Consider the following 26,987-nt stretch of genomic DNA (forward strand, 5'->3'; position numbering starts at 1 on the left):
TGATCAGGAATCAATACATTCTTTTTTTCCGCTTTTGCTTAAAACGAGAGAACAACTTTCAACAAAATGGCTATTGCCTTTTGTTGGCATAATAATTTACAGATATACTTTATTCTAAACAATACAACCATGCTTACATTTGAACCAGAACAGGGCCACACAGAAGTATTTGAGCCGAACTACAATACCATGTCGTTAATGGTAGAAGCAAAACCAGGGTGCAACGAAGTTTACCTGAAAACAGGCGCGAACGTAAACAGAACATATAACCTTAAATTCTGCCGTCCTGCAACTATAGAGGAAACAGAACGCTATACAGCATTGAAATATAGCTCACAATATTTTCCGTTCGGAAGTCAGAGATCACGGTTGTCAACTCCGGATATTCACGTTCCAACACCACATATATACGCCTGAAGTAAAGGCAGTCGACTGACTTCATTGGTTTAAACGAATCCTTAGGAGATATAGTAAGCGTATTTCTCCGGGTACTTTGAGGCAGTCATATATAATATTATTGTAGGTAGTTATTACTATCGAAAAACTGGTCAAGCTCTTATCAAGTAGAGTTGACCAGTTTTTTTTATGTAACGAGTGTCCCATTCTAACGAGTGTCACATTTCTAAGGCTGTAACATCGGCTTCAGTACGTTCGCCTCAGAATAGTTTAAGTATCTATATCTGTTAGCTTTTTGAAGTGATATACAGTCGGGTACAAATTTTGAATATAATTTAAATCGTGAATGCCGACTTCGCTTTTGCAGGCGCTCCATTAAATGATATATAGTGTATGTACTTTCAAAAGTATAGCATTGGTGTATTTCTGCAGTTCGAAAATTTCGTAACAATAGATCCTGGATTAATAATTTTTGAAATCTATATAAACACTATATGAACATAAGCGCATTTTCAGAAAAAGATTTTTACGAGGCATTTACTGCTGAGGAGGCAGCATTGGTGGAACTGACGTTAGATGCGCTGGGCACTTCGTATACCAGGGTAGATAATCATGTGGACTCTCAACAAAAGTCCATTCGCTTCTATGTTCAGGAGCGGGGTAATTTATTTGAAGACATGAAAGTTAATGTTGTGGACAGGTGTTTGAAAAACAAAGATCTGAATGCAAAGTTTGAATCCAGATTAGGAGCTTATCAAAAAATACTGCTTTAATTTTAGTGTATGTATAGCGAGTGCGAGCCTTTGAAATATAGCATGCTATTATTGCTATAGCCTGTCGTTAAAATAATTACCTTTTGATTTCATTCTTAAAACATACAGCAAACGCTTTGGCCAATGCCTTATTCAACTCTGAGATGGTAGTGGGTTTACTAATGAAATGTGCGGCACCCAATGCTTTTGTTTCCTCCTTGTCCTTTTCAAGTTTCGAGGTTGTATAGATTACAACAGGGATATGTGAAAGCTTCTCATCTTTCTTAATAGCTTCCAGAAATTTCTTGCCATCCATACGTGGCATATTCAGATCCAGAAAAATTACATCGGGCATTCCATGAACGATCGAGTGGAGCAGGTGCAGAGCGTCTTCTCCGTTGTGAGCATAAATACATTGAGCATTGGTTTCTACTTCCCGGACACCGTCACGGAGTATCTCAATATCGTCCTGATCGTCATCGACTATGAGTATAAGTAGATGCATAGCTTGCTAATTATTTTAAAATTATGAGCTTTAGGTAACACTTGCTAGTTTTGCGGTTTATAATTTCCAAAAATAATTCCCAAATAACCACCCGGCATAATTTTAGATAATCATCTGTATAATGGGAAAGGCTAAAGCCAGCGAAACAATAACAACAAAGAAAAAAGCAAATCTTTCCCTATCGCAGCGATTGGTGGGAGGCGTAGAGGCGTGCGCGAACTCTTTAAAATCTCTCTTCAAAAACCGGGATGGCCTATGTATATATCCAGCATTTGGATCCCTCGCAGCCTTCACGATTATATTACGGGCAGAATGAAAATGTTATAACATAGACGGGTTGCTCCAGGCTGCTACATCTTCTGTATTATTCCTCCTCCTACTTTCTATTCTATTCTATTCTAACAGAGCACTCATCTTGTTGAGCTTCTACGGTATTGTGTCGCATGCAATGCATCATTCTAAAAAGGACTTCGTCTCGTATCCTATATCCCCGTTGTGATGAACAATGAAGACGTAATGTGGAATGGAGCTGATACTTGTGGTGCCCTGTAGGGAAGCGGTTACCCATCAGTAAATCAGAATATAGCAATTCTTGAGCGGAACAGTTTTTACACTATAGCAATCAAAAAGTGAATGCTTATGTGGGCAAGACTAGCAAGTGTAGCACTGCTGGCAACCATTCCGGAAGGACTGGATGCAGAGCACCAACAGAAAAAGCAGATGCTCGCGGCGCTGTCGGGATATTCCTTTGATACAGCCTATATCCATAGCCAGATAAAGGACCATGAGAAAACAGAAACGTTGTTTGAGACAGAAGCAAGCAATGGAAAGGAACAGCGCTTGATCAATTATGCGAATAATCTTTACCACATATTTGCACGCATTTGCAAAAAAGCAGATTGTGTAGCTACAGTATTGGATGCATTGCAAGGTGATTAATATATATCTGTATGAATAATATATATCTATATGCTGGAAAATAGATCGGGTAATTCAAGTGCCATACATATTCCGCCTGCAACAGGCTCGAGTATAATTAATATAGGCACAGGGGAACGTATAGCGTCTGTACTGGGTGGGCTCGCGCTGGCATCACTTGGCGTACGGAATATGAAGAACGGAAAAGGTATAGCATTGCTGCTGGGCGGTGGTTATTTACTTACGCGTGGACTTGTAGGATACTGTGCTGTGAACCGTGCGCTCCAAAGGAACACGGTTAGCAAGAACGCATCGGCTATACAAGTGTCGCGCGCCTTTACCATCAACAAGCCGCGTGCAGAAGTATATGCTTATTGGCGCAAGCTTGAAAATCTTCCGCGTTTCATGAAGCACTTATCGGAAGTGAAAGAGACGGATGCTACACATTCTCATTGGACAGCCGCGATCCCGCGTGGACTTGGATCCGTTTCATGGGAAGCAGAAATTGTGGAGGACCGACCTGATGAGTATATATTCTGGGAATCACTGCCCGGATCTACAATCGACAATGCAGGTGAAGTTACCTTCAAAGATGCACCCGGTCAGTGGGGTACTGAAGTACATGCAATTATATCGTACAGGCTACCCGCAGGCGATGTTGGTGCCTTGGCAGCAAAGCTGATTAATCCCGTGGTGGAATTGCTGATCCAGGAGGACCTGCGGAGATTTAAAAATATAGTGGAGACAGGAGAGATTCCGACTGCAGAAGGACCTTCAGGCCGTTTGCAGGATAAAGTGAGATCGAAACTAAAGAAATTCAAACAGTCATATCAACACCATAATTATGAAGGCCCTATGTTGGAACGGCATTAACGACCTGCGGGTCGAAACAGTCCCTGATCCAGTAATACTGAATCCGCATGACGCGATCATACGCGTGATCATGTCATCGGTGTGTGGCTCTGATCTGCATTTGTTAGGTGGATATATACCTACAATGAAAGCCGGGGATATCATCGGTCATGAATTTATAGGTGAAGTAGTAGATATAGGGAAAGAAGTAAAGAAACTGGCGAAAGGTGATCGTGTTGTAGTAGGGTCTATCATCGGCTGCGGTGAATGTTCGTACTGCAGCAGTGGTGCATGGTCGCTGTGCGATAACTCCAATCCGAATGCTGCGCTGCTCGAGAAAGTATACGGAGCCACATCGGCCGGTATATTTGGATATTCCCATGCTTTTGGCGGATACGCAGGAAGCCATGCTGATTTGATTCGTGTACCGTTCGCTGACAAGGGTGCTTTCAAAATTCCGGAAGGACTTGCAAATGAAAAAGTAGTGTTTGCGTCTGATGCTTTACCAACCGGGTATATGGGGGCTGATATGGCCGGTATACAATCCGGAGATATAGTAGCGGTATGGGGTTGTGGTGGTGTTGGGCTGATGGCCATACAATGCGCATATCTACTCGGAGCGGAGCGTGTTATCGCGATCGACCGAATTCCGGAAAGGTTACGCATGGCAAATGAAATAGCACATGCCGAAGTATTAAACTATGAACAGGTAGATATACAGGAAGCACTCAAAGAAATGACCGGAGGCCGAGGCCCCGACCGGTGCATTGATGCTGTAGGCATGGAGGCGCATAGTCCGGGTATAGACTATATGTATGACCGCGTGAAGCAGACGCTGCGACTGGAGAATGATCGGCCGAATGTACTGCGCGAAGCAGCCGTTGCCTGCCGTAAGGGTGGCACACTTTCAGTTGTAGGAGTATATGGCGGATTCATTGACAAATTCCCGATGGGAGCGGTAATGAACAAGGCACTTACCATTCGTACGGGGCAGATGCATGCGCAGAAATATATACCGAGACTATTGGCGCACTTGGCGCAAAATGAACTTGATCCTTCTTTTCTGTTGACGCACCTGTGGCCACTTAGCAGAGGCCCTGAAGGATATGATATGTTCAAGAAGAAAAAAGACAAATGCTTGCGGGTAGTGTTTACACCCAATTAAATAAAATTTGATCACTAGATATACTGTATACCATAGGATATAGTAATCACTTGTAATTTCTTTAATCACCTAAAAGAGAGACTTATGTTTTATCACGTAAAAGACTTGCAATTTAATGCGCGGGTATCAGGTCCAGACCCTCGCTTCGCGAATTTATTACTACAGCAATTTGGTGGCCCGAACGGAGAACTCAAGGCAGCGATGCAATATTTTGTTCAGGCGTTTTCTGCCAAAGAGCCGTATCCGGATAAATATGATTTGTTGATGGATATAGCCACCGAAGAGTTCAGTCATTTGGAAATTGTAGGTGCAACGATTCAGATGTTGCTCTCCGGAGTAAACGGAAAACTGAAAGATGCAGCCGATGAAGCAGAGATCATGGAACTGTTGCGAGGTAAGGCTGCAAAAGAAAATGTGATTCATGAAGCCATGGTTAATCCGCATTTCCTGGTAGAGAGTGCAGGTGGTCCTGTGCTTACTGATAGTCATGGTATACCTTGGAATGGTACCTATGTAAATGCGAATGGAGATCTTACTGTAGACCTTCGTTCAAATATAGCAGCCGAGTCGCGCGCAAAAATTGTATATGAGTACCTGATGAAATTTACGGATGATCCGTACGTAAAAGATACACTTACATTTTTGATGACCCGTGAAGTGGCACACTTCCAAATGTTCCAGGCCGCGCTTGAGACAATTCAGCCTAATTTTCCTCCTGGAATTCTGCAGGCTGACCCACGTCATAGCAATACATACTTTAACATGTCGAGTGGACAGGAAGCACGCGGACCATGGAATGAAGGAACAAGTCCACAGTTAGGAGAAACCTGGCGCTATATAGAAGATCCCATTGCTCATGTGGAGTCAACCAACGGTTTGATAGACCAGAATATAGAAGGCACTAATCGTACGGATGCATTGATCCAAAAGATTAACAAAGATCTGAGTAGAGAACGCAGTGAAGAAATAAAGGCAGCCACTACGGAAGGCGAAAATCAGTGGAGTCAATATGTATTAAGCGGAGACGGTGAAGATGAACCTATATCAGCAAAAACAAAAACATCCAGAGCAAAAAAATCCAAGTAAGGCTATGCATACGGATCGGTTAATAGTTCACTATTATACCGATCCGCTTTGTTGCTGGAGCTGGGCATTTGAAAAACAATGGAGCCGGTTCCTGGAAGAATATAGTTCGAAGATCGATGTGCGCTATATAATGTGTGGTATGCTTCCGGATTGGAAAACGTATAACGATCCGATCAATAGTGTATCCCGACCGTTGCAAATGGGACCTGTATGGATGCACGCCAGTCAGGTGAGTGGTACGGAAATGAATTATAGCGTCTGGCACAAAGATCCACCTGCATCGTCCTATCCATCGTGCATCGCAGTAAAATGTGCTGCTCTCCAATCTGCGAAAGCTGAAAGACTATATCTCTTCAAAGTAAGAGAAGCTGTAATGGTGCGCGAAATGAATATAGCAAAGGAAGAAGTGTTGTTGACGCTGGCGCGCGAACTGGCAACAGAAAAGCCGGATCATTTTGATGCCATACAATTTGAGCTCGACCTCAAAGCAGGGAAAGGAAAGAACGCTTTCCGTGAAGATCTCAAGCAAGCATCCTTTCACAAAATTGGACGCTACCCGACTTTGACAATGGCTGATCCGCATGGCAAGGCTATTATGATGGTGGGCTATCGGCCTTACAATGTACTCATGGAGGCAGTAGGGCAGTTTGATTTATAGGGTTAAACCGTTCGTATACATTTTGATAATTTAAAGAAGACGGAAAGTCGGGAAGTCGGAAAGTCCGGAAGTCGGAAAGTCTGAATGTCGGGAAGTTGGCAGGATACATTCTTCAACGGGATTTACTACATTAGGAATTTGCGCTAAACTCTAATCTGTATATATGTACCCGCTCAGCCGTTCTATCGTGGTGTTCATTATCTTTCTATTGGTTGCTTGTTCCACGCGTGATGATACATATACCGGCTGGAAAGTTGCAGGCGGAACAAAGGAAGGTATCCGATATTCATCGCTTACACAAATTGATTCTTCAAATGTCCATCAGTTGAAAGTTGCATGGACGTATCATACGAAAGACGCGGACACAGTGAATCACTCGCAGATCCAGTGTAATCCTGTTATAGTAGATGATATACTATATGCAACATCTCCACAACTGAAACTCATTGCATTGAATGCTGCGACCGGAGAAGAGAAATGGGTGTTCGATCCGCGACAGCGTACTGCTGCAAATAAAGAACTTGATTTTATACTGAATAACAATCGTGGTGTCACCTACTGGACCAACGGTACGGATAAACGCATTTTCTATGTAGCGGGCTCGCATTTGTATGCTGTTGATGCCGCGACAGGTATATTACAAAAAGATTTTGGTATACACGGGAGAGTTGATCTGCATGAAGGACTCGGTCGTGATGTGAAAGACTTGTTCGTTACTGCTACATCGCCCGGTATAATTTATAAAGATCTGATTATTATAGGCACACGCGTATCGGAAGGTATAGATGCAGCGCCTGGTCACATTCGTGCATATGATGCGAAAACAGGAACATTGCGATGGATCTTCCATACCATTCCGCATCCTGGTGAATATGGTTATGATACCTGGGAAAATCCGGATGCATGGAAATTTATAGGAGGCGCTAACTCATGGCCGGGTTTTACGTTGGATGAGCAGCGGGGTATACTCTTTGCCCCTACGGGTTCTGCTGCATTCGACTTTTATGGAGGTAATCGCAAAGGAAATAACTTGTTTGCAAATTGTATACTGGCGCTCGATGCTGCCACAGGTAAGCGAATCTGGCACTTTCAATATTTACATCATGACATATGGGATCGTGATATACCTACACCGCCTGCACTCGTAACCGTTCAGCATGAAGGGAAAATGGTGGATGCCGTGGCACAGCCAACGAAGACCGGATTTATATATATGTTCGATCGCCAGACGGGTAAACCTTTGTTCGATATCGATGAAGTGCCCGTGCCTGCCGGTGCTATAGCCGGTGAAAAGATATCTCCAACGCAGCCCCTGCCGGTAAAGCCGGCTCCATTTATGCGACAGACTTTTACAGCTGAAGATTTAAATGACCTGGTACCCGAAGAATCGTATAACGATCTGAAGAAACAATTTGACAGCTATCAGAAAGGTCATATGTTTACTCCGCCTTCCCGGGAAGGAAGTATATTTTTCCCGGGACTTGACGGTGGTGCCGAATGGGGTGGCCCTGCCTTTGATCCAGCCACGGGTATCATGTATATAAATGCAAATGAAGTGCCGTGGGTAATTACGCTCACCGATGTAAAGGCAAATGAGACGGGTAAAGAATCGTATGCCCTTGCAGGCGAGAGACTATATCTAAATAATTGTAGCAGTTGTCATGGTGTGAACCGCGAAGGTGGTGGCAACTACCCGGCATTAGCAAACCTTGATAGTAAATATACTCCTGATACATTTATACGCTTCGTAGCAGCAGGCAGAAGAATGATGCCTTCCTTTCAACATTTATCGGAAGAGCAGCGTACGGCTATTGCTGCTTTTGTACTGAATATAAAATCATTAAAGGATAAATCATTTATAGCAACAGATTCTGCCGCTGCAAAAGATCCCACTGAGATTCCATACAGGATTACAGGCTATAATAAATTTGTAAGCAAAGAAGGCTATCCTGCCATAAAACCACCGTGGGGGACACTGAATGCAGTGGATCTTAACTCCGGAGAAATTGTATGGCGTATTCCTTTAGGCGAGCACCCGGCTTTCAAGAATGTAAAACCAATGACCGGTACTGAAAATTATGGCGGACCTGTTGTAACTGCAAGCGGGCTTCTATTTATAGCAGCCACGCAGGATGGTAAGTTCAGAGCGTTCAGTAAACGAACCGGAGCCTTACTATGGGAAACGACATTACCAGCGCCAGGCTACGCAACGCCATCGATATACGCGATGGGCGGAAAACAATATATCGTGATAGCGTGTGGCGGTGGAAAACTGAAAACAAAGTCAGGCGACTCCTATATCGCTTTTGCTTTACCGGATTAGACTGGCTAAACATCGTTTCATGCATTCTATCGTAATAGTCATGGTGAAAGTCATCAGGGAAATTCACATTCTCTGATTTTTATCATGTTTTCTTAAATCCAAAAAGTAAAAATTGCTCCCGTTATGGCCGAATCCCTCACGAGCCATAGGTATAGGGAAGGATACTGTGAAGCGCAACCAGGTTACTTGGTTCTTTTGATCTGCAATTGAAACTATATATCAATACTCATTACATTTTAAAGTATTATGCAATCCTATACAAATGCGTCTAACGCGGGTTATACCTATAACCTTTTTGCGCTGAATAGTCACACCTTTAAATATAGAATGGCGTACCTTGGGTTTTTTCTTGGTATAGCGCTCATTGTCATTGCTATTGTTACAGATATACTGGCCAAAGATCTCAATTTTACACCTGCCAGTATTCAACTTCTGTATAATTCAAATCCTACACATTGGATCATTCTTACGTCACCTTTTTTCCTGACTGCACTCTTTTATAGTATGGGGAGAATGATAGGCGAACGCGAGCTGAAAATTGAAGATCAGCTACAGCGTGAAAAGGATCAGTTTACATTTCTGGAGAAATTTATCAATGAACTTGAAAATGAAAATTTTGAAACGTCAGTGTCGGAAGCTTTTGAGAATAAAGCGGTAGCCGGACAGCTCGAACATTTTCGTGATAAGCTTTTCACAGGGAAGAATACAGAAGAAAAGAGGGCCTGGGAAAATCAGGGATTGGCGGCATTCGGAGATTTACTCCGTACTGTGAATAATGTAGATCAGGTATCAGATGAAGTGCTTCGGTATCTCGTGAAATACCTGGGATGCAACCAGGGGTCGGTATATATATTGAGTGAAGCTGACGAAGAGACGTTGAACCTGAAAGCATTGTATGCATTCGATCGAAAGAAATTTGTTTCACATTCAATCGGTATCGGGCAAGGCCTTACGGGACAATGTTTTCTGGAAAAAGAAACGATGATACTGTACGATGTTCCGCAAGACTATATTCGTATTACATCTGGTTTGGGAAATGCAAATCCTACCTGCATTGTGATTGTTCCCATGAAGTATAATAACGTTGTGAGTGGTGTTATTGAAGTAGCTTCCTTTAGCAGGCTGGAGGAACATCAAATTAAGTTTCTCGAAAAATCCGCAGAGGCATTTGGAGCCGTTGTCCAATCTGCACGAACCAATCAAAATGTAAAACAGCTGTTGCATGAATCACAGCAACACATGGAAGAACTCCGGTCGCAGGAAGAAGAGTTGCGTCAGAATTTCGAAGAGCTCCAGTCGGTGCAAGAGCAGATGGCGCGACAACTACAGGAAAATGCAATGATAAAGGGCCAGTTGGAGACCCGCGAAAAAGTACTTGGACTCACTACGATACTTTCCGAGTCTGACTTGCATGGGACCATTACGTTTGTGAATTCTAAATTCTGTGAGGTATCACAATATAGTGCCGAAGAACTGATGGGTAAACCGCATAACTTCGTTCGTCATCCGGATATGCCCAAAGAGATCTTTCATCGCATGTGGACTGTACTTAAAAAAGGACAAACGTTTCGCGGTATTGTTAAAAACAAAAAGAAGGATGGCACACATTATTGGGTGGATGCAACCATTGTACCGGTGATCGATAATGGAAAGATTACAAAATATATAGGCGCCCGCTACCATATCAAAGATGATGCTTTTGCAGAGAAGCTATACCATCGTCAAATGGAAGTGCTGGGATTACTTGTTCCTGCAGAAGTATAAGCGCCTTACGAGATCAGGTATAGTATGGATTGGAAGTATGAATTTTCTGATCTATACTGTGTTTCCCTTATGAAGTATATGTTAGACCAGTAACTGATATCGAAAACTTACGGTACAACGAGTGTTGGAACCTGTATATGTTCCATTAATTCTTCGAAGGTTTCTTTGCTGCGACTACTGACATTTTTGTCGATGACCAGGAAGTTAAGATTATTTTTCTTTGCATGGTCTTCAATACGATCGGCTATAAAACCAACCTCTGTTCTGAAATCATACGAGATCCCTCTACCGATCAATAGCTCTTTCTCAATGTCGAGAAATTGTTTGTAGGCATCTTCTTCAATTCTTTTTTTCAATTGCACTACTTCTCCGGATTGTGATTGAATCAACCGGTAAGTATATAAGATCGTAAGGTGAACCTTGAGCTGTTGCGCCATGGTCACTGCCCACTGAACCGCTTCCTTCGAAGATTCAGGTAAATTGATGGTACATAAGATGGTATTGGCCATTGCATTGGGCTTTGAAGTCTCTTTCACCATACAAACGTAAATGTATTTAAAAGGCAAAATCGGAATTTTGATCAATCGGAAGTATGATTTTTATCAGGATATTTAAGGAAGTAAATTTGCTACTTATGGACGTGAATGTACCTATATCGCTTGTGACGAATGATGCCTTCCGGGAGATCTTCCAGAGTATGTCGGAAGGGATTTTGATGGTGGACGAAGGAGGGAAAATTGTAATTGCCAATCCGGTTGCTGAACTTATTTTCGGCTACGACAAAAATGAACTGACGGATGTGATGCTCGAAGAGCTTTTGCCTGAGCGATACCGTGGCAGACACATTAATTTTCGGAAAGGATTCAACGCCCATCCCGAACCCAGAAGAATGGGCTTTGGCAGAGATCTTACCGGCTTGAAGAAAGACGGACTGGAAGTGCCTATCGAAATCAGCTTGAGCTATACCAAAGTTCAGGGCAAGATTTTGGTAATGGCTTTTATCAGTGATATATCACAACGGAAGAAAGCTGAAGACGCACTCAAACGAAGTGAAGAACAATTGATAGTATATGCTGCGGAACTCGAAAAGAAAGTGCAGTCGCGGACAGAAGCCCTGCACAAAACTATACAGGAACTTGAGAACGAAGTAACAGAGCGCAAGAAAGCGGAAGAAGAGGCACGTAAATCTCTGGAGAAAGAGCGGGAACTGAATGAATTAAAAACCAAGTTCGTCTCCATAGCATCGCATGAATTTCGGACACCCCTGAGTACCGTGTTGAGTTCTGCTTCTTTGATTAATCAATACAACGATCGTGGTGAAAAAGAAAAAGTTGATAAGCATGTGCAGCGAATAAAGTCTTCGGTGAATCATCTTACTTCTATTCTGAATGACTTTTTATCATTGGGTAAGCTCGAGGAAGGTGTCATTGATATAAACAAAGAATCTATACACTTGAAGGAGTTTGTGGACGGTGTTCACGAAGAATTAAGTCCGGTGTTAAAGCCCGGTCAGACACTGGATATTGCCTATGAGACTTCTTTGAATGAAATTTATTCTGATCCGCGCATTTTGCGAAATATACTTTTTAACCTGATCTCCAATGCGAGTAAATATTCAGATGCAGGTAAGGAAATCGTATTGAAGTTCGAGAATGTTGACAATAATTTTGTTTTCAGTATTCACGATAGAGGTATAGGAATTCCGGAAGAGGATCAGAAGCATTTGTTCGATCGGTTTTTCCGCGCAAGCAATGCCGGGAACGTGCAGGGCACTGGTCTTGGACTAAACATCGTAAGACGATATATAGAGTTACTGGAAGGTACTATATCTTTCGCCAGCGAACATGGTAAGGGAAGTATATTTACAGTAACGATTCCAATTTAATATTTTAAGAAATTACTTATGAAGAAGATTCTTTTAATTGAGGACAATCCTGAGATCAGGGAAAACACCAGTGAAATATTAGCGCTTGCTAATTATGATGTGGTTACAGCTGAGAATGGAAAAATTGGAGTGGAGCTAGCACAACATGAAAAGCCTGATCTTATCATTTGTGATATTATGATGCCGGAGCTGGATGGCTACGGTGTTCTTCATATATTAAGCAAGAAGGAAGATACAGCGAGTATACCTTTTATATTTCTCACTGCGAAAACGGAGAAGACTGACATCCGCAAAGGGATGAACCTGGGCGCAGATGATTATCTCACAAAACCGTTTGACGATACAGATCTTCTCAACGCCATTGAAACCAGGCTGCGCAAGAGCGCCATGCAACAGAAGCATTATGAAGCAACGCCTGAAGGATTAGATAACTTTATTAAAGACGCACAAAAAGTTCTTAACATAAAGGACCTTGGTAAAGATAGAAAAGTAAAGCTTTTTAAAAAGAAGGCTGAAATATTTTCGGAAGGCGATATGCCGCTGCAGGTATATTTCATTAAATCGGGTAATGTTAAAACGTTTAAGTCACATCCTGACGGAAAGGAATTTATTACCAACCTGTATGAAGCAAACGACTTTTTCGGATTTGAGCCGGTGCTCGAAAATGATAACTATAAAGAATCTGCAGTGGCACTGCTTGATTCGGAACTCGTTGCTATACCGCGACATGATTTTATACTCATGATGCAAAGTCACCCGGATGTCTCAGCAAGCTTTATAAATTTACTCTGCAAGAAAGTTGCAGAGCGCGAAAGACAACTTCTGAACCTCGCCTATAATTCTGTACGGCAACGCACTGCTGAAGCTTTGCTGAAATCCACTTCGCTGCAAGATGCCAAGTCGGTTATCGCTATATCCCGTGAAGATCTCGCTAAAATGGTAGGCACCGCTTCTGAATCTGTAATCCGTGTGCTATCCGATTTTAAAGAAGAAGGTATTATTGAAATTGAAAGTGGCAAGATCAAAATTATACATCCCACCAAGCTGGAGAAAGTTGTTCGCTGGAACGTAGCGCGTTAATGTATATATAGCATGCTGAATAAGGCTGCTATATTAACGACAGATCGTGATCTCGGTTGCGTGTTGCGCGGGTTGCACTGTGTGTCCTTCGTGAACAAAGAGAACCCGTGCGATCAACAAACATCCGGAGAGAAAAAGCATCGCTGTTGTTACTTTTCTAAAGCTTAGATTGAAACGCTTTACGAAATATTGGAACAAGGCTGTAAGGCCAAGCATCGCAGGTAATGTACCCACACCAAAGAGCAGCATAAAGTAAACACTTGTTATAGGGCTTCCCAATGTTAAGCAATACGTGAGGGCAAGAAAAGTTAATCCACAGGGGAGGAGACCATTTAGTGTTCCGAGTATAAAAATGGAGAAGTGATTTTTGTATTGTAGAAATCTCGCGAAGATAGTTTTTAAGATAGTCGTTAAGTTTTGAATGATTTTTGTGAGGACCGGTATATGTATATTGGTCACGCCCATCACTGAAAAAAGAAGCAGGCATACTCCCAGTACTATAGAAAGTGGATTCTGGAATTCAGTTAACGGTAATGCCCAGCCAGCGCTTCCTATGAGCAATCCCAAGATGCTATAGGTTAATATTCTTCCGAGGTTATATACCAGACGGTTCAGCGTTGCAGCAGGATTTAGATTACTAACAGCCATGGCCAATGGACTACACATCCCTACACAGTGCAGGCTTCCGGCAAACCCCATGACCAAAGCAGTTATGAACATGTCAGATATAGATTACTTCTTCCTGGTAAAATTCTTTGCCGTTCATTTCCCACGATAGCTTGGCGCGATACATTCCCTTTTGTAGCGCATCGAGATTGAATGACTGTACCTGCGGGTGGGAAGATGATACTTTAAAATCGCGATCCATTTTTGCATTCGATGGACAGAATAATTTCAACTTGCCATTTTCCATTTTGTCGAACTGATTGAATTCAATGTGCAACGTATGGTTTACTACTTTAATGACTGGCCTCTCCTGTAGTTGTGCTGTGTTGTTGAGCCGTTGGATTTGATCCTGGTAATCGAGTTCTTCAGCGTAGTAATCTTTCGATACAAGACTGATGTCCTGGCGGACACACACGGTAACCAGCGTTGCTATAAATGCCGCAAACAATACGAAAGCCACTACAATCCATTTCCCGAAGTTCATAATATTAATTTCTTTTAGCGTCTGATGCTTTACTGACGGGCCCTATAAATTTAGCCTTCACCGTTTCTATTTTTTTTCCATCGTGATAAATACCCAGTCTTATAACCGTGCGAGCATTGGTTACATTCTTTTCGGGGATCCGCACAAAGTATATACTTTTAACAAAACCTTCTGCCGGAATGATGATCGCTTTACCATCCACTTTGTGGATTTGTGCTGTAGCAGGAGATTCAATTTTAATTTCGAGCGACATTTCATTGAATGTTTTATTCACAAACTCGACATTGTACAGGTTCGTGATATAACCCGGTTCACGTTGGTATAGTGTGCCGGGAACTTTCAGTACGGTGGTCTCTACATTCGAGCGTGTGATCAGGGCGAAGCTCAGAATGGTCATCAAAGCCATCAGTACACCGGAGTAGCCGATAACTCTTGCGGTGATGATTTTGGATATACCATCTTTAATGGAATTATAAGAAGCATAGCGGATAAGCCCTTTCGGTTTTCCTATTTTAATCATAACATCATCGCATGCATCTATACAGGCTGTACAGTTGACACATTCCAGTTGTGTACCGTTGCGTATATCTATACCGGTAGGACACACATGAACACAAAGTTTACAATCGATGCAATCACCCGTGTTTGCTTTTGCTTCCGTATTCTTTTTTATGCGACTGCGTGGTTCGCCTCGCAACCAGTCGTAGGCAACAACGATGGATTCCTTTGTCAGGAGAACTCCCTGTAATCTGCCGTAAGGACAAACTGCAATGCACGCCTGCTCGCGAAACTTTGCATATATACCATAGAAAACCCCGGTGAAGGCAATTAACCCTATAAACCCTGCTATATTTTCGGAAGGGGCGTGACTTACAATGCTAATTGTATTATCAGCCCCGATCAGGTAAGCCATAAGGGTATGTGCTATCAATAACGATATAGCAAGAAATATACTATGCTTTGCGGTCTTTTTGAAGATTTTGCCCGCGCTCCAGGGTTCCTTCGCTAACCTTCGCTGCGCAGTGGCATCGCCTTCAATGAAGTATTCAATTTTTCGGAAAACCATTTCCATGAATAACGTTTGGGGACACATCCATCCGCACCACACACGACCGAATACAACGGTGAACAGAATGATAAAGACAAAGAAAGTTATGAGTACAATGGCCAGTAAGAAGAAATCCTGCGGCCAGAATGCTTGTCCAAGAATAACAAATTTCCGCTCGAAGACATTCATCAGGAGAAAAGGCTGTCCATTGATTTTTAAAAATGGTCCGCCAAACAAAATTGACAAGAGCACAACGGTAACGGCTATACGCCAGTTGTGATATGACCCGGAAGGCTTCTTAGGATATATCCATATTCTTTTTCCCTTATCATCCACCGTTGCAATGCTGTCCCGGAATTCTTCTTCCGTTTCGGAAGGAAGCGATGCGGCAGCGCTGTTAGCTAACCGCTCTTCCCGGATATTCATTCTAATCTCGCCTTCCATTGTCTTCCATTATACTTTCCTATATATGTATTGTCGGCTTTTAACTTTCGCTTTCAGCGTTACGTTATTTCATAACGAAGCCTGAGCTTTTACGCTGTCTGCTACAATAGTAGTTGTACTGTCCAATTCTACAGTTGCCGGTTTGAAAAGATCTCCCTGCGGACCTTTCCCATTTGCAGGGTTAGTGCCTTGCAGGCTCATTACGAAGAAGGTGACGTTGCGTACATCCTGTGGACTCATGGATTTACCCCACGCTGGCATTCCTTTTTCAACCACTCCGTTTCTAATGGTATGAAAGACTTGTTTCACATCGCCACCATGCAGCCAGTATAGATCGGTGAGGTTTGGTCCTATAGTATTTCCACCGCCATCATTCCTGTGACAAGCGCCACAGTTGTTGCCATTGAAAACCGCTTTCCCTTTTTCGATAAGCGCCTGGTCATTGCTGAAGACTAATGTACTTTCATCTATTTCTTCCTGTGGTTGAGATGCTTTCAATTTCCGGGCTTGCTCCTCAGCAAGCGCGAGTTCTTGTTGATACTCTTTCTCTTGAAGCGGAAGCGTATCCGAAAAGTGGAACACCACAATATATACAATGGCGTATGCAATCGTGCCATAGAAAAGCCATTTCCACCACGGTGGTAAATGATTGTCCAATTCTTTTATGCCATCATAGTTGTGGTCGAGTTCTATGTCTTTTTCTTCTTCTACCGGTACGGACGCGTTTAGCTGTTGCACCAGCTTGCTCCACAGGGTTGGCTTCGGTATATAGGGAACTCCAAGTCTTAAAGCCCTTGCTTTATCCGCCTCAACGACAAGCATGTTGATAACCTGTACCAGGTATAGCGCCACGATGCCCACCAAAGTGATTACCACCAGGATGAAGAAAACAAGCAGATATACTGGAAGCATAGGATGATTTACAGGATCATCCCAAAAAGTTGCTTGCGCTTGCGCTGTGTCCTGCGCGAAAGCACCCAAGGTATAGATCATGGATAGAATTAATAATGCAGCTCTTCTCATGGTCTTACAGTTTAATATTTAAATTTTCTTCTTTCAGGGAGGAATCATCCATGGGCATAGACTTCATCTTATCAATAAATTTCTTATCAGTAGTAAATACCCAGAGCAGCAGGCAGAGAAAGAATACGAAGAATATAACGAAAGAGATTATCGGCCAGATCGCGATGTTCTCTATACTTTGAAGAACGTTTTTATACATGGCATTAAGGTTTATTATTTTGTTGGATACATACTTTCGTGGAATGATGTAGCATCTAGGTGATACTACGTCTTCACTAATAGGTATACATCTTACTGATTTTCAGTCTGTGCAGTTTTCTCTGCTTTAATATCTTTTCCGAGTCGCTGCAAGTATGCGATAAGGGCAATGATCTCAGCATCGTCTGCCACTTCTATACCGTCAGCTTTTAATGTGGCGGTTATTTCTCCAGCCTGCTTCTCAAGATCGGTGTTCGCTTCTTGCTCATATCCTTCTTCATAGGGAACTCCGATTTTTCTGAGCGCATTTATTTTGCCACGTGTTTCACCTTTGTCAATCGTCTGCTCAAACAGCCACGGGTATGCTGGCATGATCGAACCCGTTGATACAGCATCAGGAGCAAGCATGTGATTGTAGTGCCAGCTGTTGGAATATTTACCGCTAATGCGGTGAAGATCCGGACCAGTACGTTTTGATCCCCAGAGGAATGGATGGTCGTATACGAATTCACCAGCCTTGGAGTATTCGCCATAGCGTTCTGTCTCCGAACGGAAAGGACGAACCATTTGTGTGTGGCAGTTTACACATCCTTCACGGATATATATATCACGGCCGTGTAACTCCAACGGACTATAGGGTTTCACGCTGCTGATGGTAGGTATATTTGATTTGATCAGGAACGTTGGTACCATTTCGATAACACCACCGAGTAGAATTGCTATTACTGTAAGTATTGTAAATAGAACGGGTTTGTGTTCCAATACGCGATGATGCCAACCTCCAGTTTTTTGAATATATACCTTTGCAAGCGGTGCAGCTTCTGCTTCTTCATTCGCGATGAAGCTTCCGGCATATGCAGTTTTGATCAGGTTATACGTCATGATGATCGCGCCAATCAGGTATAGGCCACCGCCTACAGCACGCAGGGCATGCAACGGTAAGATCTGGACTGTTGTCTCCAGGAAGTTTTTATATACCAGGAATCCTTCCGCATTGAATTCTTTCCACATTAAGCTTTGAACAACACCGGATACATACATGGGCAACGCATAGAATATAATGCCCAACGTTCCAAGCCAGAAGTGAAGGTTGGCAAGCTTGGCGGAATATAGCTTTGTGTTCCACATGCGTGGTGTGATCCAGTATAGGATAGCAAACGTCATGAAACCGTTCCATCCAAGGCCGCCCACGTGAACGTGCGCTACAATCCAATCTGTGAAGTGGGCTATAGCATTTACATTCTTGAGAGAAAGCAGCGGGCCTTCCAATGTAGCCATACCGTATGCAGTAACGGCTACAACCATGAATTTCAACACAGCATCTTCACGAACGCGGTCCCAAGCACCACGAAGCGTCATCAAACCATTTAGCATACCACCCCAGGATGGAGCGATCAGCATGATCGAGAAAACAGTACCCAGCGACTGTGCCCAATCCGGAAGCGATGTATATAGTAAATGGTGTGGCCCTGCCCATATATAGATAAAGATCAACGACCAAAAGTGAATGATCGACAAGCGATAGGAATATACCGGGCGGTTAGCAGCCTTTGGTAGAAAGTAGTACATCAAACCCAGAAATGGTGTTGTCAAAAAGAATGCAACTGCATTATGACCATACCACCATTGTACAAGGGCATCCTGCACTCCGGCATACCAGGAATAGCTTTTGAAAAATGTTACCGGCATTTCGAATGAGTTGACAACGTGCAGTACGGCTACCGTTACGAATGTGGCGATGTAAAACCAGATGGCTACATACATGTGTCGCTCTCTTCGCTTGATAATGGTACCGATCATATTCCAGCCGAATACAACCCAGATAATGGTGATGGCTATATCAATTGGCCATTCAAGCTCTGCATATTCTTTGGAAGTAGTAAACCCTAACGGTAATGTAATCGCAGCAGCAAGAATGATAAGTTGCCAGCCCCAGAAATGAATCCAGCTAAGCTTGTCACTGAACATCCGCGACTTGAGCAGACGTTGTAGTGAATAATATATACCTGCAAACATCGCGTTGCCTACGAAGGCAAATATGATGGCGTTGGTATGCAGCGGACGAATTCGTCCGAAGGTAGTATACTGCGTATCAAAATTAAAAATTGGATATACCAACTGAATGGCCGCAGTAAGACCAACCAGCATCCCTACTAATCCGAACACGACCGTAGCGATCATGAAGGCTTTTACGATCTTGTTATCGTAACTGAATTTTTCTACTTCCATACGTTGCTCAGAGTTTTATCACAAATATTCTGGCAATAAAAGTAGAGGGAGAAGATCATCGTGCTGATGACGGTTGTTATTGCATAACCTGATTTTTGTCAGGATGGATTCGTTGTAAATAAGAGCAAACAACGTAATGGCTACGCAAACTTTTTTACCAGGTGAAAAAAGGGAAAAGGTCTTCACATGGTGAAGACCTTCTTTGTGATTTATCTTTTAGAGATGAGTTGTAATTGTTATCCTATATAGCTTTGCTAAAAATCTCGCGGTCACTTTGGGTTTCGTGCATATAGGAATCGAACACTCTGCAGATATTCCGGATGAATGGTTCGCCAGCGGTTGTTACTTTCAGACCTCCCGCTTCGTATAAATATAGTATACCTTCTTTCTCCATTTCCATAAGTGCATCCAGCATGCGGGCATTGATCACTTGCATAAGAAGTTCCGGACTAAGCTCGCCCTGGCAACTGATTTGAAGGATGCATTGCTTTAGCAGTAGATCTTCGTCTGAATGAATATGTCCTTTGAGAATCGCGGAGCCGCTATGATGAATCGCACCGAGATACTCTTCAGCTTTTTTCTCGTTTTGTGCGTAAGCGTATTTTGCATCACTGATCGCGGAAGCACCCAGACCAATCAACAAGTCGGTGTTGGTTACAGTATATCCCATAAAGTTACGATGCAGTTTTCCAGCTACATGTGCTTTAAATAAAGCATCATGACGGAGTGCAAAATGATCCATACCTATATCTGCATAATTCGCTTTTCGAAGTAAGTGTCTCCCGATTTCATAGAGATGTCGTTTGAGTGAACTCGAAGGCAAGTCTGCGGTTTCATAACCACGCTGTCCTGGTTTGAGCCATGGTACATGCGCATAGCTATAGAATGAAACGCGATCGGGTTTCAGCGTGAGTACTTTTTCAATTGTATCGGAAACTGTAAACGGTGTTTGAAAGGGGAGGCCATAGATCAAATCAAAGCTAACGGATTCATATCCTATTTCTCTTGCCTGCATCGTTACTTGCTGCAAATTTTCAAAAGGCTGAATCCGATGTATAGTTTGCTGTACTTTTTCATCGAGGTCTTGTACGCCAAAGCTTACACGCGTAGCCCCCAGATCAAACAACGTCTGAAGATGCTCCCGTGTAGTGTTGTTGGGATGACCTTCAAAACTTAATTCGAAATCATGATGCAGCTCCACCTCTTCCAGTATATAGGTAATGAGCCAGCGTAAATTTTGTGGGCTAAAAAAAGTAGGTGTACCACCCCCTAAATGTAATTCACGTACGAGGGGACGCTTCCCGAAAATATTTCTATAAAAACTCCATTCCTTTAATAAGGCCTGTATATAGGGAACTTCGATGTTGTGATTTTTTGTGATTCGTGTAGAACACGCACAATACGTGCATAAGCTTTCGCAGAACGGCAAATGTATATATATACTTATTCCGTTGGTGTCATTCGTTTCTTCGAACGTTTTCCTAACCGCTCTGATCCATTTCTCGTTCGTAAAACTGTCAATATTCCAATATGGAACGGTAGGATAGCTGGTATAGCGCGGCGTAGGAACGTCATACTTTCTTAGTAGTGCTGCTTGTGATGGTTGCGAAGTCATGTTTCAAAGTACCAGAAACCGGAAAGCATCTGGTATGATCGCCATCAAACCGAAACCTGATTTTTGTCAGACTTTTTTGATTCTGATTTTTTAGTCTCGGCTGATCCCGGCTTGTCATCGAACAGCATTCTCACGGAAGGGGTATACGTGTCATCATATTGGCCGCTTTTCATATTCCAATAAAAAACACCAAGAAATAATATCGCGATGGTAACGCTGATGGTAATTAAAAGTGTGATGATGCCCATAGCTTTAAAGTTTAATACGCGCCGCAGTGAACTTTACGGCGAGTGTACTGAATCCTACCACACTGATGCTGCTGATCGGCATAATGATCGCGGCAACAAGCGGAGTTAAATGTCCGGTAACAGCAAACGTGAGTGCGATGGCGTTGTAAAAAAATGATATAGCAAATCCGCTTTTCAATATAGCAGAAGATGACTTCGCGAAACGCAGGATCCTTGTCAGGAGCATAATTTGATCTCCGTATAGAATTCCATCGCAGGCAGGAGTAAATACTCCGGTGTCATCGGTAACCGCTATACCAACGTCACTTTGCTTTAGTGCACCGGCATCATTCAAACCATCGCCAATCATCATTACCTTTTTACCCTGCCGCTGAAGATCAAGTATATAGTTTAGTTTGTCTTGTGGACTTTGATTAAAAAGAAGTTGTGTTGATGGCGGGAACAATTGTCTCATCTGGTTTTTGTCAGTGTCATGATCACCCGATAAAACGGCTACACACTTGCGCCCCAGGCGCTGCAGCATGCCCTTCATGTTTTTTCGCACGGATGTTTTTAGTGTGAAGTATCCCTTTACTTCGTCATCTATGGAAACAACAACATGCGATGCCTCCTGCTCGACTGTATAGTGAAATCCTGTAAAGAGCGCTGACCCGATTCTGAATTCGCGCCCAGCTATAGTGCCTTGAATACCTTTTCCTGGAATCTCTTTAAAATTTTCAACCGACTCGTTTGATATACCTTTTATATACTTTGTGATAATTATGCTCAGCGGGTGTGTGGAATAACTGGTCAGTAATTTTATCCTGCTGAAATCTTCTTGCGGTAATTCTCCCATGAAGGAAACATCCGGATCATTACCATGCGTTACGGTTCCTGTTTTGTCAAACACAACAGCATCGATGGTTGCCATACGTTCAATGACGTCTGCGTTTTTTAAGTAGAGTTGTTTCCTTCCAAGTACCCGCAACATGCTGCCCAGTGTAAAAGGAGCGGCCAATGCCAATGCGCAAGGACATGCCACCATCAACACGGAAGTCAGCACAAGCCACATAGCCGATGGATTTGTAATTTGCCAATATATAGCGGTGAGAAGTGCAATACCTAAAACGATCCATGTGAACTTGCGTGCAGCACGATCAATGATTTTTTGATATTTACTTTCTTCTGTCTTTTTAAAGGCATCGTGATTCCACAAGCTGGTGAGGTGGCTTTGTGATGTTTGCTTTTCGACTATAAGCGTAACCGGTGTTCCGATCAAACGTCCGCCGGCATATACCAGTTCGCCTTGTGTAGCTTTTACCGGCCGCGATTCACCCGTTACAAAGCTATAATCTATATAGGCTGATTCTTCCAACAGTATACTATCTGCCGGTATAATTTCCATATTCCGGATTTTGATCTGATCTCCTCTTCTTAATTTATAGATCACAACAGGTTTCCATTCACCATTTTCCATTCGGTTTACTGCCAAGGGAAAGTAAGCGGTGAAGTCGCGATCGAACGCGAGGCTTTCATACGTTTTGTTTTGAAACCACCGGCCGATCAGTAAAAAGAAAACAAGGCCTGTAAAAGAATCAAGATAGCCAGCCCCGGTTGCTGTAATTATATCGTAGCTACTTCTTACGAACAGGGCAATTAGTCCGGCCGCGATCGGTACATCTATATTGATTTGTTTCTGCTGAAAACTTTTAAATGCAGAACGTAGATAATCAAAGCCGCTATAGAAAAATACGGGTATAGCCAAAGCGAGATTAAGCCATGAGAAAATTCTCATAAGCTCTTTTTCAGAATGGTTGATGCCGAGGTATTCAGGAAAACTGAAGAGCATGACGTTCCCAAAACAAAAACCGGCAATGGATAGCTTGAGTACCAATGACCGATCATTCTTGGGCTTTGCATCGGCGTGATCTTCAAGCGTGATCTTGGGTATATAACCAATGGATGCAAGCAGCTGAGCTATAGTTCCGAGAGTAACCAGCTGCGGGTTGAATTCTGCTGTAACTGTTTTTTTTGTGAAATGAACTTCTGATCGAAGTATACCAGCATTGATTTTATGTAAGTTTTCCAATAGCCAGATACACGAGACGCAGTGTATGGCCGGAACAAAAAAAGTTACCTTGGCGAAAGTATCAGAATCAAAATCCAGTAATTTTTTCCGGATGTCTTTCTCGTTAAGAAAGCCATACGTTTCATCACTTTTATTATTAAGTTGTACACCCGGATTTTTGTCCAGGTCATAATACTGGCATAGATTGTTGCTGTTTAGAATTTCATATACCGTTTTGCATCCATAGCAGCAAAATGCTTTTTCGTCAAGATATAGTGTTTCTTCACATGTCTGCCCACAGTGAAAACAGGTAACGTCTATACTTACTTCACGGTTTACTTCGGCAACCATTATTATGCTTCAACAAGTTCTTCGTTCATTACATATGACCACACCAGTTTCTTTGTATGGTTTACCACCGTCTCTGTTAAACTTCCAAGTATCAGATGATCTATACCGGTACGTCCATGTGTACCCATGGCAATCAGATTTCCCTTTACCGTATTACTGAACTCGATAATCCCTTGCTCCAGGTTTGTATGATTATAGATGTTCAGTGTATAGTCTTTTAGAGTATACGTTTTCGCGAATGTGATCAGGCGATCCATATTCAATGAATCCGGTGCAAAGTTTAGCGGAGTATTTATCCATACTACATGAAGCTTCGCTTTGAAGAAGCTTTGTAAGGCTTTTACTTTTGTAACGAGGTCATCCTGATTTTCAAGATCCAGCGTATGCGGGAATACGATGTTGGTGATCGGTCCTTTGAAGTAGTCTTTTAAAACCAGAACGGGTACGGTTGCATGACGAACTACTTTTTCTGCGTTTGACCCAATAAAAAATTCTTTTATACCACTCGCTCCATGCGAGCCCATAATGATGATGTCGATAGACTGCTCACGTACATAATTTTGAATGACCTTTGAGGGCACTCCGAACTCTATTTTGGTGACAACATCCAGACCTTCTTTATTATATTTTGTGATTACTTTTTCGAGTCTTGCTTCTGCCTTCTCTTTCAGTTCAGTCAGTAGTTGTTGTTCGAAATTTAGTACCGGCATAATGAGACTATCATGCAGTACCGGGAGTTCTATGACGTGAAGTAAGTAAACACTGCCTTTTGATCGGGCAGCAGTATCGAGCGCAAAGCGAAATGCATTAACAGCTGTCACTGAGAAGTCGCATGGAACAAGAATCTTTTTCATATAGGTATCTTTTTAGGGTGCGTTAATTTGTCAGGGATCGGTATATAGTATATCAGCAATGCCGAACCTTATTGTTAGAATGATAGATCAAATGTATTTTTATTAACAGCCTTATCTTTTGAGATAGGTCACCTGAAAACATGATTTTTGTCAGACTTCCGATTTTTTGCTTCCTGGAATCTTATTAGCGTAGCATATCGGGATTATCGCTTTAAAAAATGTCTAAAGATTGAGTTTATGGCTCCTCTTTTCTGTAAAACGGAGCCATTTTTAGAAGCCGTTGTCTCGTCAATTAAACTCTTCATCTCACGGTTTAGTCATGTATAAATTAACCGCTATATTGCATCATGACTACCCGCCTCACTGTACCTGTTTTTAAAAGGCATACCGTTGCTATAGTATTGCGCACAACATGCTTTGCAGTGCTGCTGTTTGCCGGATGTTATTCAACCCCAGTTTATGCCCAGGACAGAGATGACCGGTATGATAAGTATAAAGAGCGCTTGCGCGCGGATAGCCTGCTCCTGAACCGTAGACGAAATGTAATAAAGAGTGATGTGCTTGGGGTTTTAGTAGGGTATTATAATGTCACGTTCGAAAGGCTTGCACGAGTCGCACCGCGAAGCTTGGTTGTTACTGCAGAGTATGCTGTTTTCTCTTACGAGGAGTTTGATTTCAAGGGTACATCCATTCAACCCGCCTTGCGATACTATCTGACAAAAAAACGCGAGCCACCTGCAGGATACTATGCGGAGCTTTTTATGATATATTCTGACTATAAAGTATACGATAATAGCCAGGGGTATGGTGCCCGCATCAATCAGCTTGGTGGTGGTATACATGGAGGCATCCAATGGGTAATAGCCGAGAGAATTACCATTGATGTTTTTCTGGGTGGTGTATATGTAGAGACGTCTATAAAAGGATACCTGAATCAGGATGCTATCCGTTCGTTTCAGGTTGTAACCGGAGTAAATGCCGGATTCAGATTTTAGAACTATAGATCATGCTATATACTATATTCCGATATCGTTCGGTATGTGCGTTTTGATTCAGGAATCTTGCTGCTTTCTTTTTTCCTTTGTTTGTTTAATCGTTAATTCTTCATTGTTGGTGATATGGAATTTATTTACAGCGACACGTTGTGATCCATAGATTCCTGAATTTCCGCTGAAGTAATATGCGGTGAAGCACGCGATGGCAAAGTATAGCGTATGTTCCGTTCCGAATAATTCTATACCCATCATGGTGCAAGCCAGTGGAGTATTGGTAGCAGCAGCGAATACCGCTATGAAACCTAGCCCTGCAAACAAATCAACAGGTGAGCCTGTAAGCACAGCCAACGTATTGCCTAGAGTCGCGCCAATAAAAAATAAAGGAGTGACTTCACCACCTTTAAACCCCATGCCCAGTGTAATAGCCGTAAGTACCAATTTAAAGAACCAACTGAAATACATTGCGCCTCCCGGTGAAAATGCAGAGACTATACTTACGCCATCTTTGTGTGGATTGGTAACGCCAAGTCCGAGATAATCGAACGATCCAATCAGGTAACTGATGCCTACCACCAATATAGCGCCTGTTACCGGGATTAGCCATTTACGTGTAAAGTATAAATTGCTTTTATCTTTGATAAAGCGCGTAAGTTCAGCAAACAGAAATCCTGTAAAGCCAAATAAAACCCCGGCTATAATTACTTTTAGAAGGAGTAGAACGTCTATCGGGATGAAGGGTATAAGATGCTCATTTGAACTAATAAAATTGATACTATACTGCGTATGTAATATACCGCATGCTGAGCAAGTAACATCTGCAACAACACTGGCAATCAGACACGGGATGAGCGCATCGTATTTTATTCTGCCAATCGCTAAAACTTCTAACGCAAATATAGCACCGGTGACTGGTGTTCCGAATACGGCACCAAAGCCTGCGGCCATACCGCCCATGAGTAATATGCGCCTGTCTTCTTGTTTTAATTTATACGATTTTGCGAATAAAGAAGATATACTCCCGCCCATCTGTACTGCGGTTCCTTCGCGTCCGGCTGATCCTCCAAAAAGATGCGTGATCACCGTTGTGAAAAGTATCAGTGGAGTCATGCGTGCCGGGATGCCGCCACCGGGCTTGTGAATTTCGTCCATAACAAGATTGTTACCTGCGTCTGAATTTTTTCCGAGAGCTTTATAAAGGAAAGTGATCAGTATACCCGCGAGTGGAAGCAGAAAGATAAGCCACATATTTGCCCAACGTGTTTCAGTAGCCAACTCCAAAAGCCAGAGAAACAACGCCACCAGCAACCCAATAATTACGGATACCGGCACAATGATTACCGTCCAGTAAAGTAAGTGTTTAGCGATGAGGAACTGCTCTACAGAATTTATTGCTTTTCGCAT

The 26,987-nt window shown here is 42.7% G+C and carries 25 protein-coding genes; 12 read left to right on the forward strand and 13 right to left on the reverse strand.

Features of this window, described 5'->3' with window-relative positions:
• Positions 1-129: 129 nt before the first annotated feature.
• Together B5Y40_RS02365 and B5Y40_RS02370 are read left to right on the forward strand one after the other, a co-directional pair.
• Positions 130-417 (forward strand): hypothetical protein, encoded by a 288-nt coding sequence (locus B5Y40_RS02365; RefSeq protein WP_079685102.1) that lies wholly within the window; start codon positions 130-132, stop codon positions 415-417.
• Between the two features lie 473 nt (positions 418-890).
• On the forward strand, positions 891-1,169 hold the full coding sequence (locus B5Y40_RS02370; RefSeq protein ID WP_079685103.1) for a hypothetical protein: 279 nt from the start codon (positions 891-893) through the stop codon (positions 1,167-1,169).
• Between the two features lie 76 nt (positions 1,170-1,245).
• Here the strand turns inward: B5Y40_RS02370 and B5Y40_RS02375 are convergent, their stop codons facing one another.
• Positions 1,246-1,653, reverse strand: coding sequence for a response regulator (locus tag B5Y40_RS02375; protein ID WP_079685104.1), 408 nt, complete (start codon positions 1,651-1,653; stop codon positions 1,246-1,248).
• A 639-nt stretch (positions 1,654-2,292) separates the two neighbouring features.
• Between B5Y40_RS02375 and B5Y40_RS02385 the strand changes: the two genes are divergently transcribed.
• From B5Y40_RS02385 to B5Y40_RS02415, 7 genes are all read left to right on the forward strand, one after another.
• Positions 2,293-2,592, forward strand: a complete 300-nt coding sequence (locus B5Y40_RS02385) for a DUF4142 domain-containing protein (protein ID WP_159453583.1) — start codon at positions 2,293-2,295, stop codon at positions 2,590-2,592.
• Positions 2,593-2,622: 30 nt separating this feature from the next.
• A complete protein-coding gene (locus B5Y40_RS02390) occupies positions 2,623-3,444 on the forward strand; it encodes an SRPBCC family protein (RefSeq protein ID WP_079685107.1) in 822 nt (273 codons plus the stop codon).
• Positions 3,416-4,588, forward strand: a complete 1,173-nt coding sequence (locus B5Y40_RS02395; RefSeq protein ID WP_079685108.1) for a zinc-dependent alcohol dehydrogenase — start codon at positions 3,416-3,418, stop codon at positions 4,586-4,588. Before B5Y40_RS02390 ends, B5Y40_RS02395 begins: the two co-directional genes overlap by 29 nt.
• Before the next feature lie 84 nt (positions 4,589-4,672).
• A complete protein-coding gene (locus B5Y40_RS02400; protein ID WP_079685109.1) occupies positions 4,673-5,674 on the forward strand; it encodes a manganese catalase family protein in 1,002 nt (333 codons plus the stop codon).
• Between the two features lie 4 nt (positions 5,675-5,678).
• Positions 5,679-6,332: a DsbA family protein gene (locus B5Y40_RS02405; RefSeq protein WP_079687055.1), complete on the forward strand. Its 654-nt coding sequence runs from the start codon at positions 5,679-5,681 to the stop codon at positions 6,330-6,332.
• Positions 6,333-6,495: 163 nt separating this feature from the next.
• Positions 6,496-8,655, forward strand: coding sequence for an outer membrane protein assembly factor BamB family protein (locus B5Y40_RS02410; protein ID WP_079685110.1), 2,160 nt, complete (start codon positions 6,496-6,498; stop codon positions 8,653-8,655).
• Positions 8,656-8,901: 246 nt separating this feature from the next.
• Positions 8,902-10,419, forward strand: a complete 1,518-nt coding sequence (locus tag B5Y40_RS02415) for a PAS domain-containing protein (RefSeq protein ID WP_079685111.1) — start codon at positions 8,902-8,904, stop codon at positions 10,417-10,419.
• 107 nt (positions 10,420-10,526) lie between these two features.
• Here the strand turns inward: B5Y40_RS02415 and B5Y40_RS02420 are convergent, their stop codons facing one another.
• On the reverse strand, positions 10,527-10,958 hold the full coding sequence (locus B5Y40_RS02420; protein ID WP_079685112.1) for a universal stress protein: 432 nt from the start codon (positions 10,956-10,958) through the stop codon (positions 10,527-10,529).
• Positions 10,959-11,053: 95 nt separating this feature from the next.
• Between B5Y40_RS02420 and B5Y40_RS02425 the strand changes: the two genes are divergently transcribed.
• Positions 11,054-12,304: a PAS domain-containing sensor histidine kinase gene (locus tag B5Y40_RS02425; RefSeq protein ID WP_079687056.1), complete on the forward strand. Its 1,251-nt coding sequence runs from the start codon at positions 11,054-11,056 to the stop codon at positions 12,302-12,304.
• A gap of 18 nt (positions 12,305-12,322) precedes the next feature.
• A complete protein-coding gene (locus tag B5Y40_RS02430) occupies positions 12,323-13,384 on the forward strand; it encodes a response regulator (RefSeq protein ID WP_079685113.1) in 1,062 nt (353 codons plus the stop codon).
• A 33-nt stretch (positions 13,385-13,417) separates the two neighbouring features.
• On the opposite strand, the gene B5Y40_RS02435 is transcribed toward B5Y40_RS02430, so the two are convergent.
• From B5Y40_RS02435 to B5Y40_RS02480, 10 genes are all read right to left on the reverse strand, one after another.
• A complete protein-coding gene (locus B5Y40_RS02435; protein ID WP_079685114.1) occupies positions 13,418-14,104 on the reverse strand; it encodes a sulfite exporter TauE/SafE family protein in 687 nt (228 codons plus the stop codon).
• Position 14,105: 1 nt separating this feature from the next.
• A complete protein-coding gene (locus B5Y40_RS02440) occupies positions 14,106-14,534 on the reverse strand; it encodes a FixH family protein (RefSeq protein WP_079685115.1) in 429 nt (142 codons plus the stop codon).
• Positions 14,535-14,538: 4 nt separating this feature from the next.
• Positions 14,539-16,026, reverse strand: coding sequence for a cytochrome c oxidase accessory protein CcoG (gene ccoG / locus B5Y40_RS02445; RefSeq protein ID WP_245840459.1), 1,488 nt, complete (start codon positions 16,024-16,026; stop codon positions 14,539-14,541).
• Between the two features lie 69 nt (positions 16,027-16,095).
• Positions 16,096-17,049 carry a cbb3-type cytochrome c oxidase N-terminal domain-containing protein gene (locus B5Y40_RS02450; RefSeq protein WP_079685116.1) on the reverse strand — a complete coding sequence of 318 codons (954 nt, stop codon included), beginning with the start codon at positions 17,047-17,049 and terminating at the stop codon, positions 16,096-16,098.
• A gap of 4 nt (positions 17,050-17,053) precedes the next feature.
• Positions 17,054-17,248, reverse strand: coding sequence for a cytochrome C oxidase Cbb3 (locus B5Y40_RS02455; RefSeq protein WP_079685117.1), 195 nt, complete (start codon positions 17,246-17,248; stop codon positions 17,054-17,056).
• A 92-nt stretch (positions 17,249-17,340) separates the two neighbouring features.
• Positions 17,341-19,476, reverse strand: coding sequence for a cytochrome-c oxidase, cbb3-type subunit I (gene ccoN / locus B5Y40_RS02460; protein WP_079685118.1), 2,136 nt, complete (start codon positions 19,474-19,476; stop codon positions 17,341-17,343).
• A 241-nt stretch (positions 19,477-19,717) separates the two neighbouring features.
• Positions 19,718-21,091 (reverse strand): oxygen-independent coproporphyrinogen III oxidase, encoded by a 1,374-nt coding sequence (hemN, locus tag B5Y40_RS02465; protein WP_079685119.1) that lies wholly within the window; start codon positions 21,089-21,091, stop codon positions 19,718-19,720.
• A 44-nt stretch (positions 21,092-21,135) separates the two neighbouring features.
• A complete protein-coding gene (gene ccoS, locus B5Y40_RS02470) occupies positions 21,136-21,339 on the reverse strand; it encodes a cbb3-type cytochrome oxidase assembly protein CcoS (RefSeq protein WP_079685120.1) in 204 nt (67 codons plus the stop codon).
• A gap of 4 nt (positions 21,340-21,343) precedes the next feature.
• Complete coding sequence (locus B5Y40_RS02475; RefSeq protein ID WP_079685121.1) at positions 21,344-23,737, reverse strand: heavy metal translocating P-type ATPase; 2,394 nt, start codon at positions 23,735-23,737, stop codon at positions 21,344-21,346.
• A gap of 2 nt (positions 23,738-23,739) precedes the next feature.
• Positions 23,740-24,591 (reverse strand): universal stress protein, encoded by an 852-nt coding sequence (locus B5Y40_RS02480; protein WP_079685122.1) that lies wholly within the window; start codon positions 24,589-24,591, stop codon positions 23,740-23,742.
• Positions 24,592-24,938: 347 nt separating this feature from the next.
• On the opposite strand from B5Y40_RS02480, the gene B5Y40_RS02485 reads away from it, so the two are divergent.
• A complete protein-coding gene (locus tag B5Y40_RS02485) occupies positions 24,939-25,586 on the forward strand; it encodes a DUF3575 domain-containing protein (protein ID WP_079685123.1) in 648 nt (215 codons plus the stop codon).
• 57 nt (positions 25,587-25,643) lie between these two features.
• Here the strand turns inward: B5Y40_RS02485 and B5Y40_RS02490 are convergent, their stop codons facing one another.
• Positions 25,644-26,987 carry a voltage-gated chloride channel family protein gene (locus tag B5Y40_RS02490; RefSeq protein WP_079687058.1) on the reverse strand — a complete coding sequence of 448 codons (1,344 nt, stop codon included), beginning with the start codon at positions 26,985-26,987 and terminating at the stop codon, positions 25,644-25,646.

Origin of the sequence: Ohtaekwangia koreensis, assembly GCF_900167975.1 — a bacterium.
GTDB classification, from domain to species: domain Bacteria; phylum Bacteroidota; class Bacteroidia; order Cytophagales; family Cyclobacteriaceae; genus Ohtaekwangia; species Ohtaekwangia koreensis.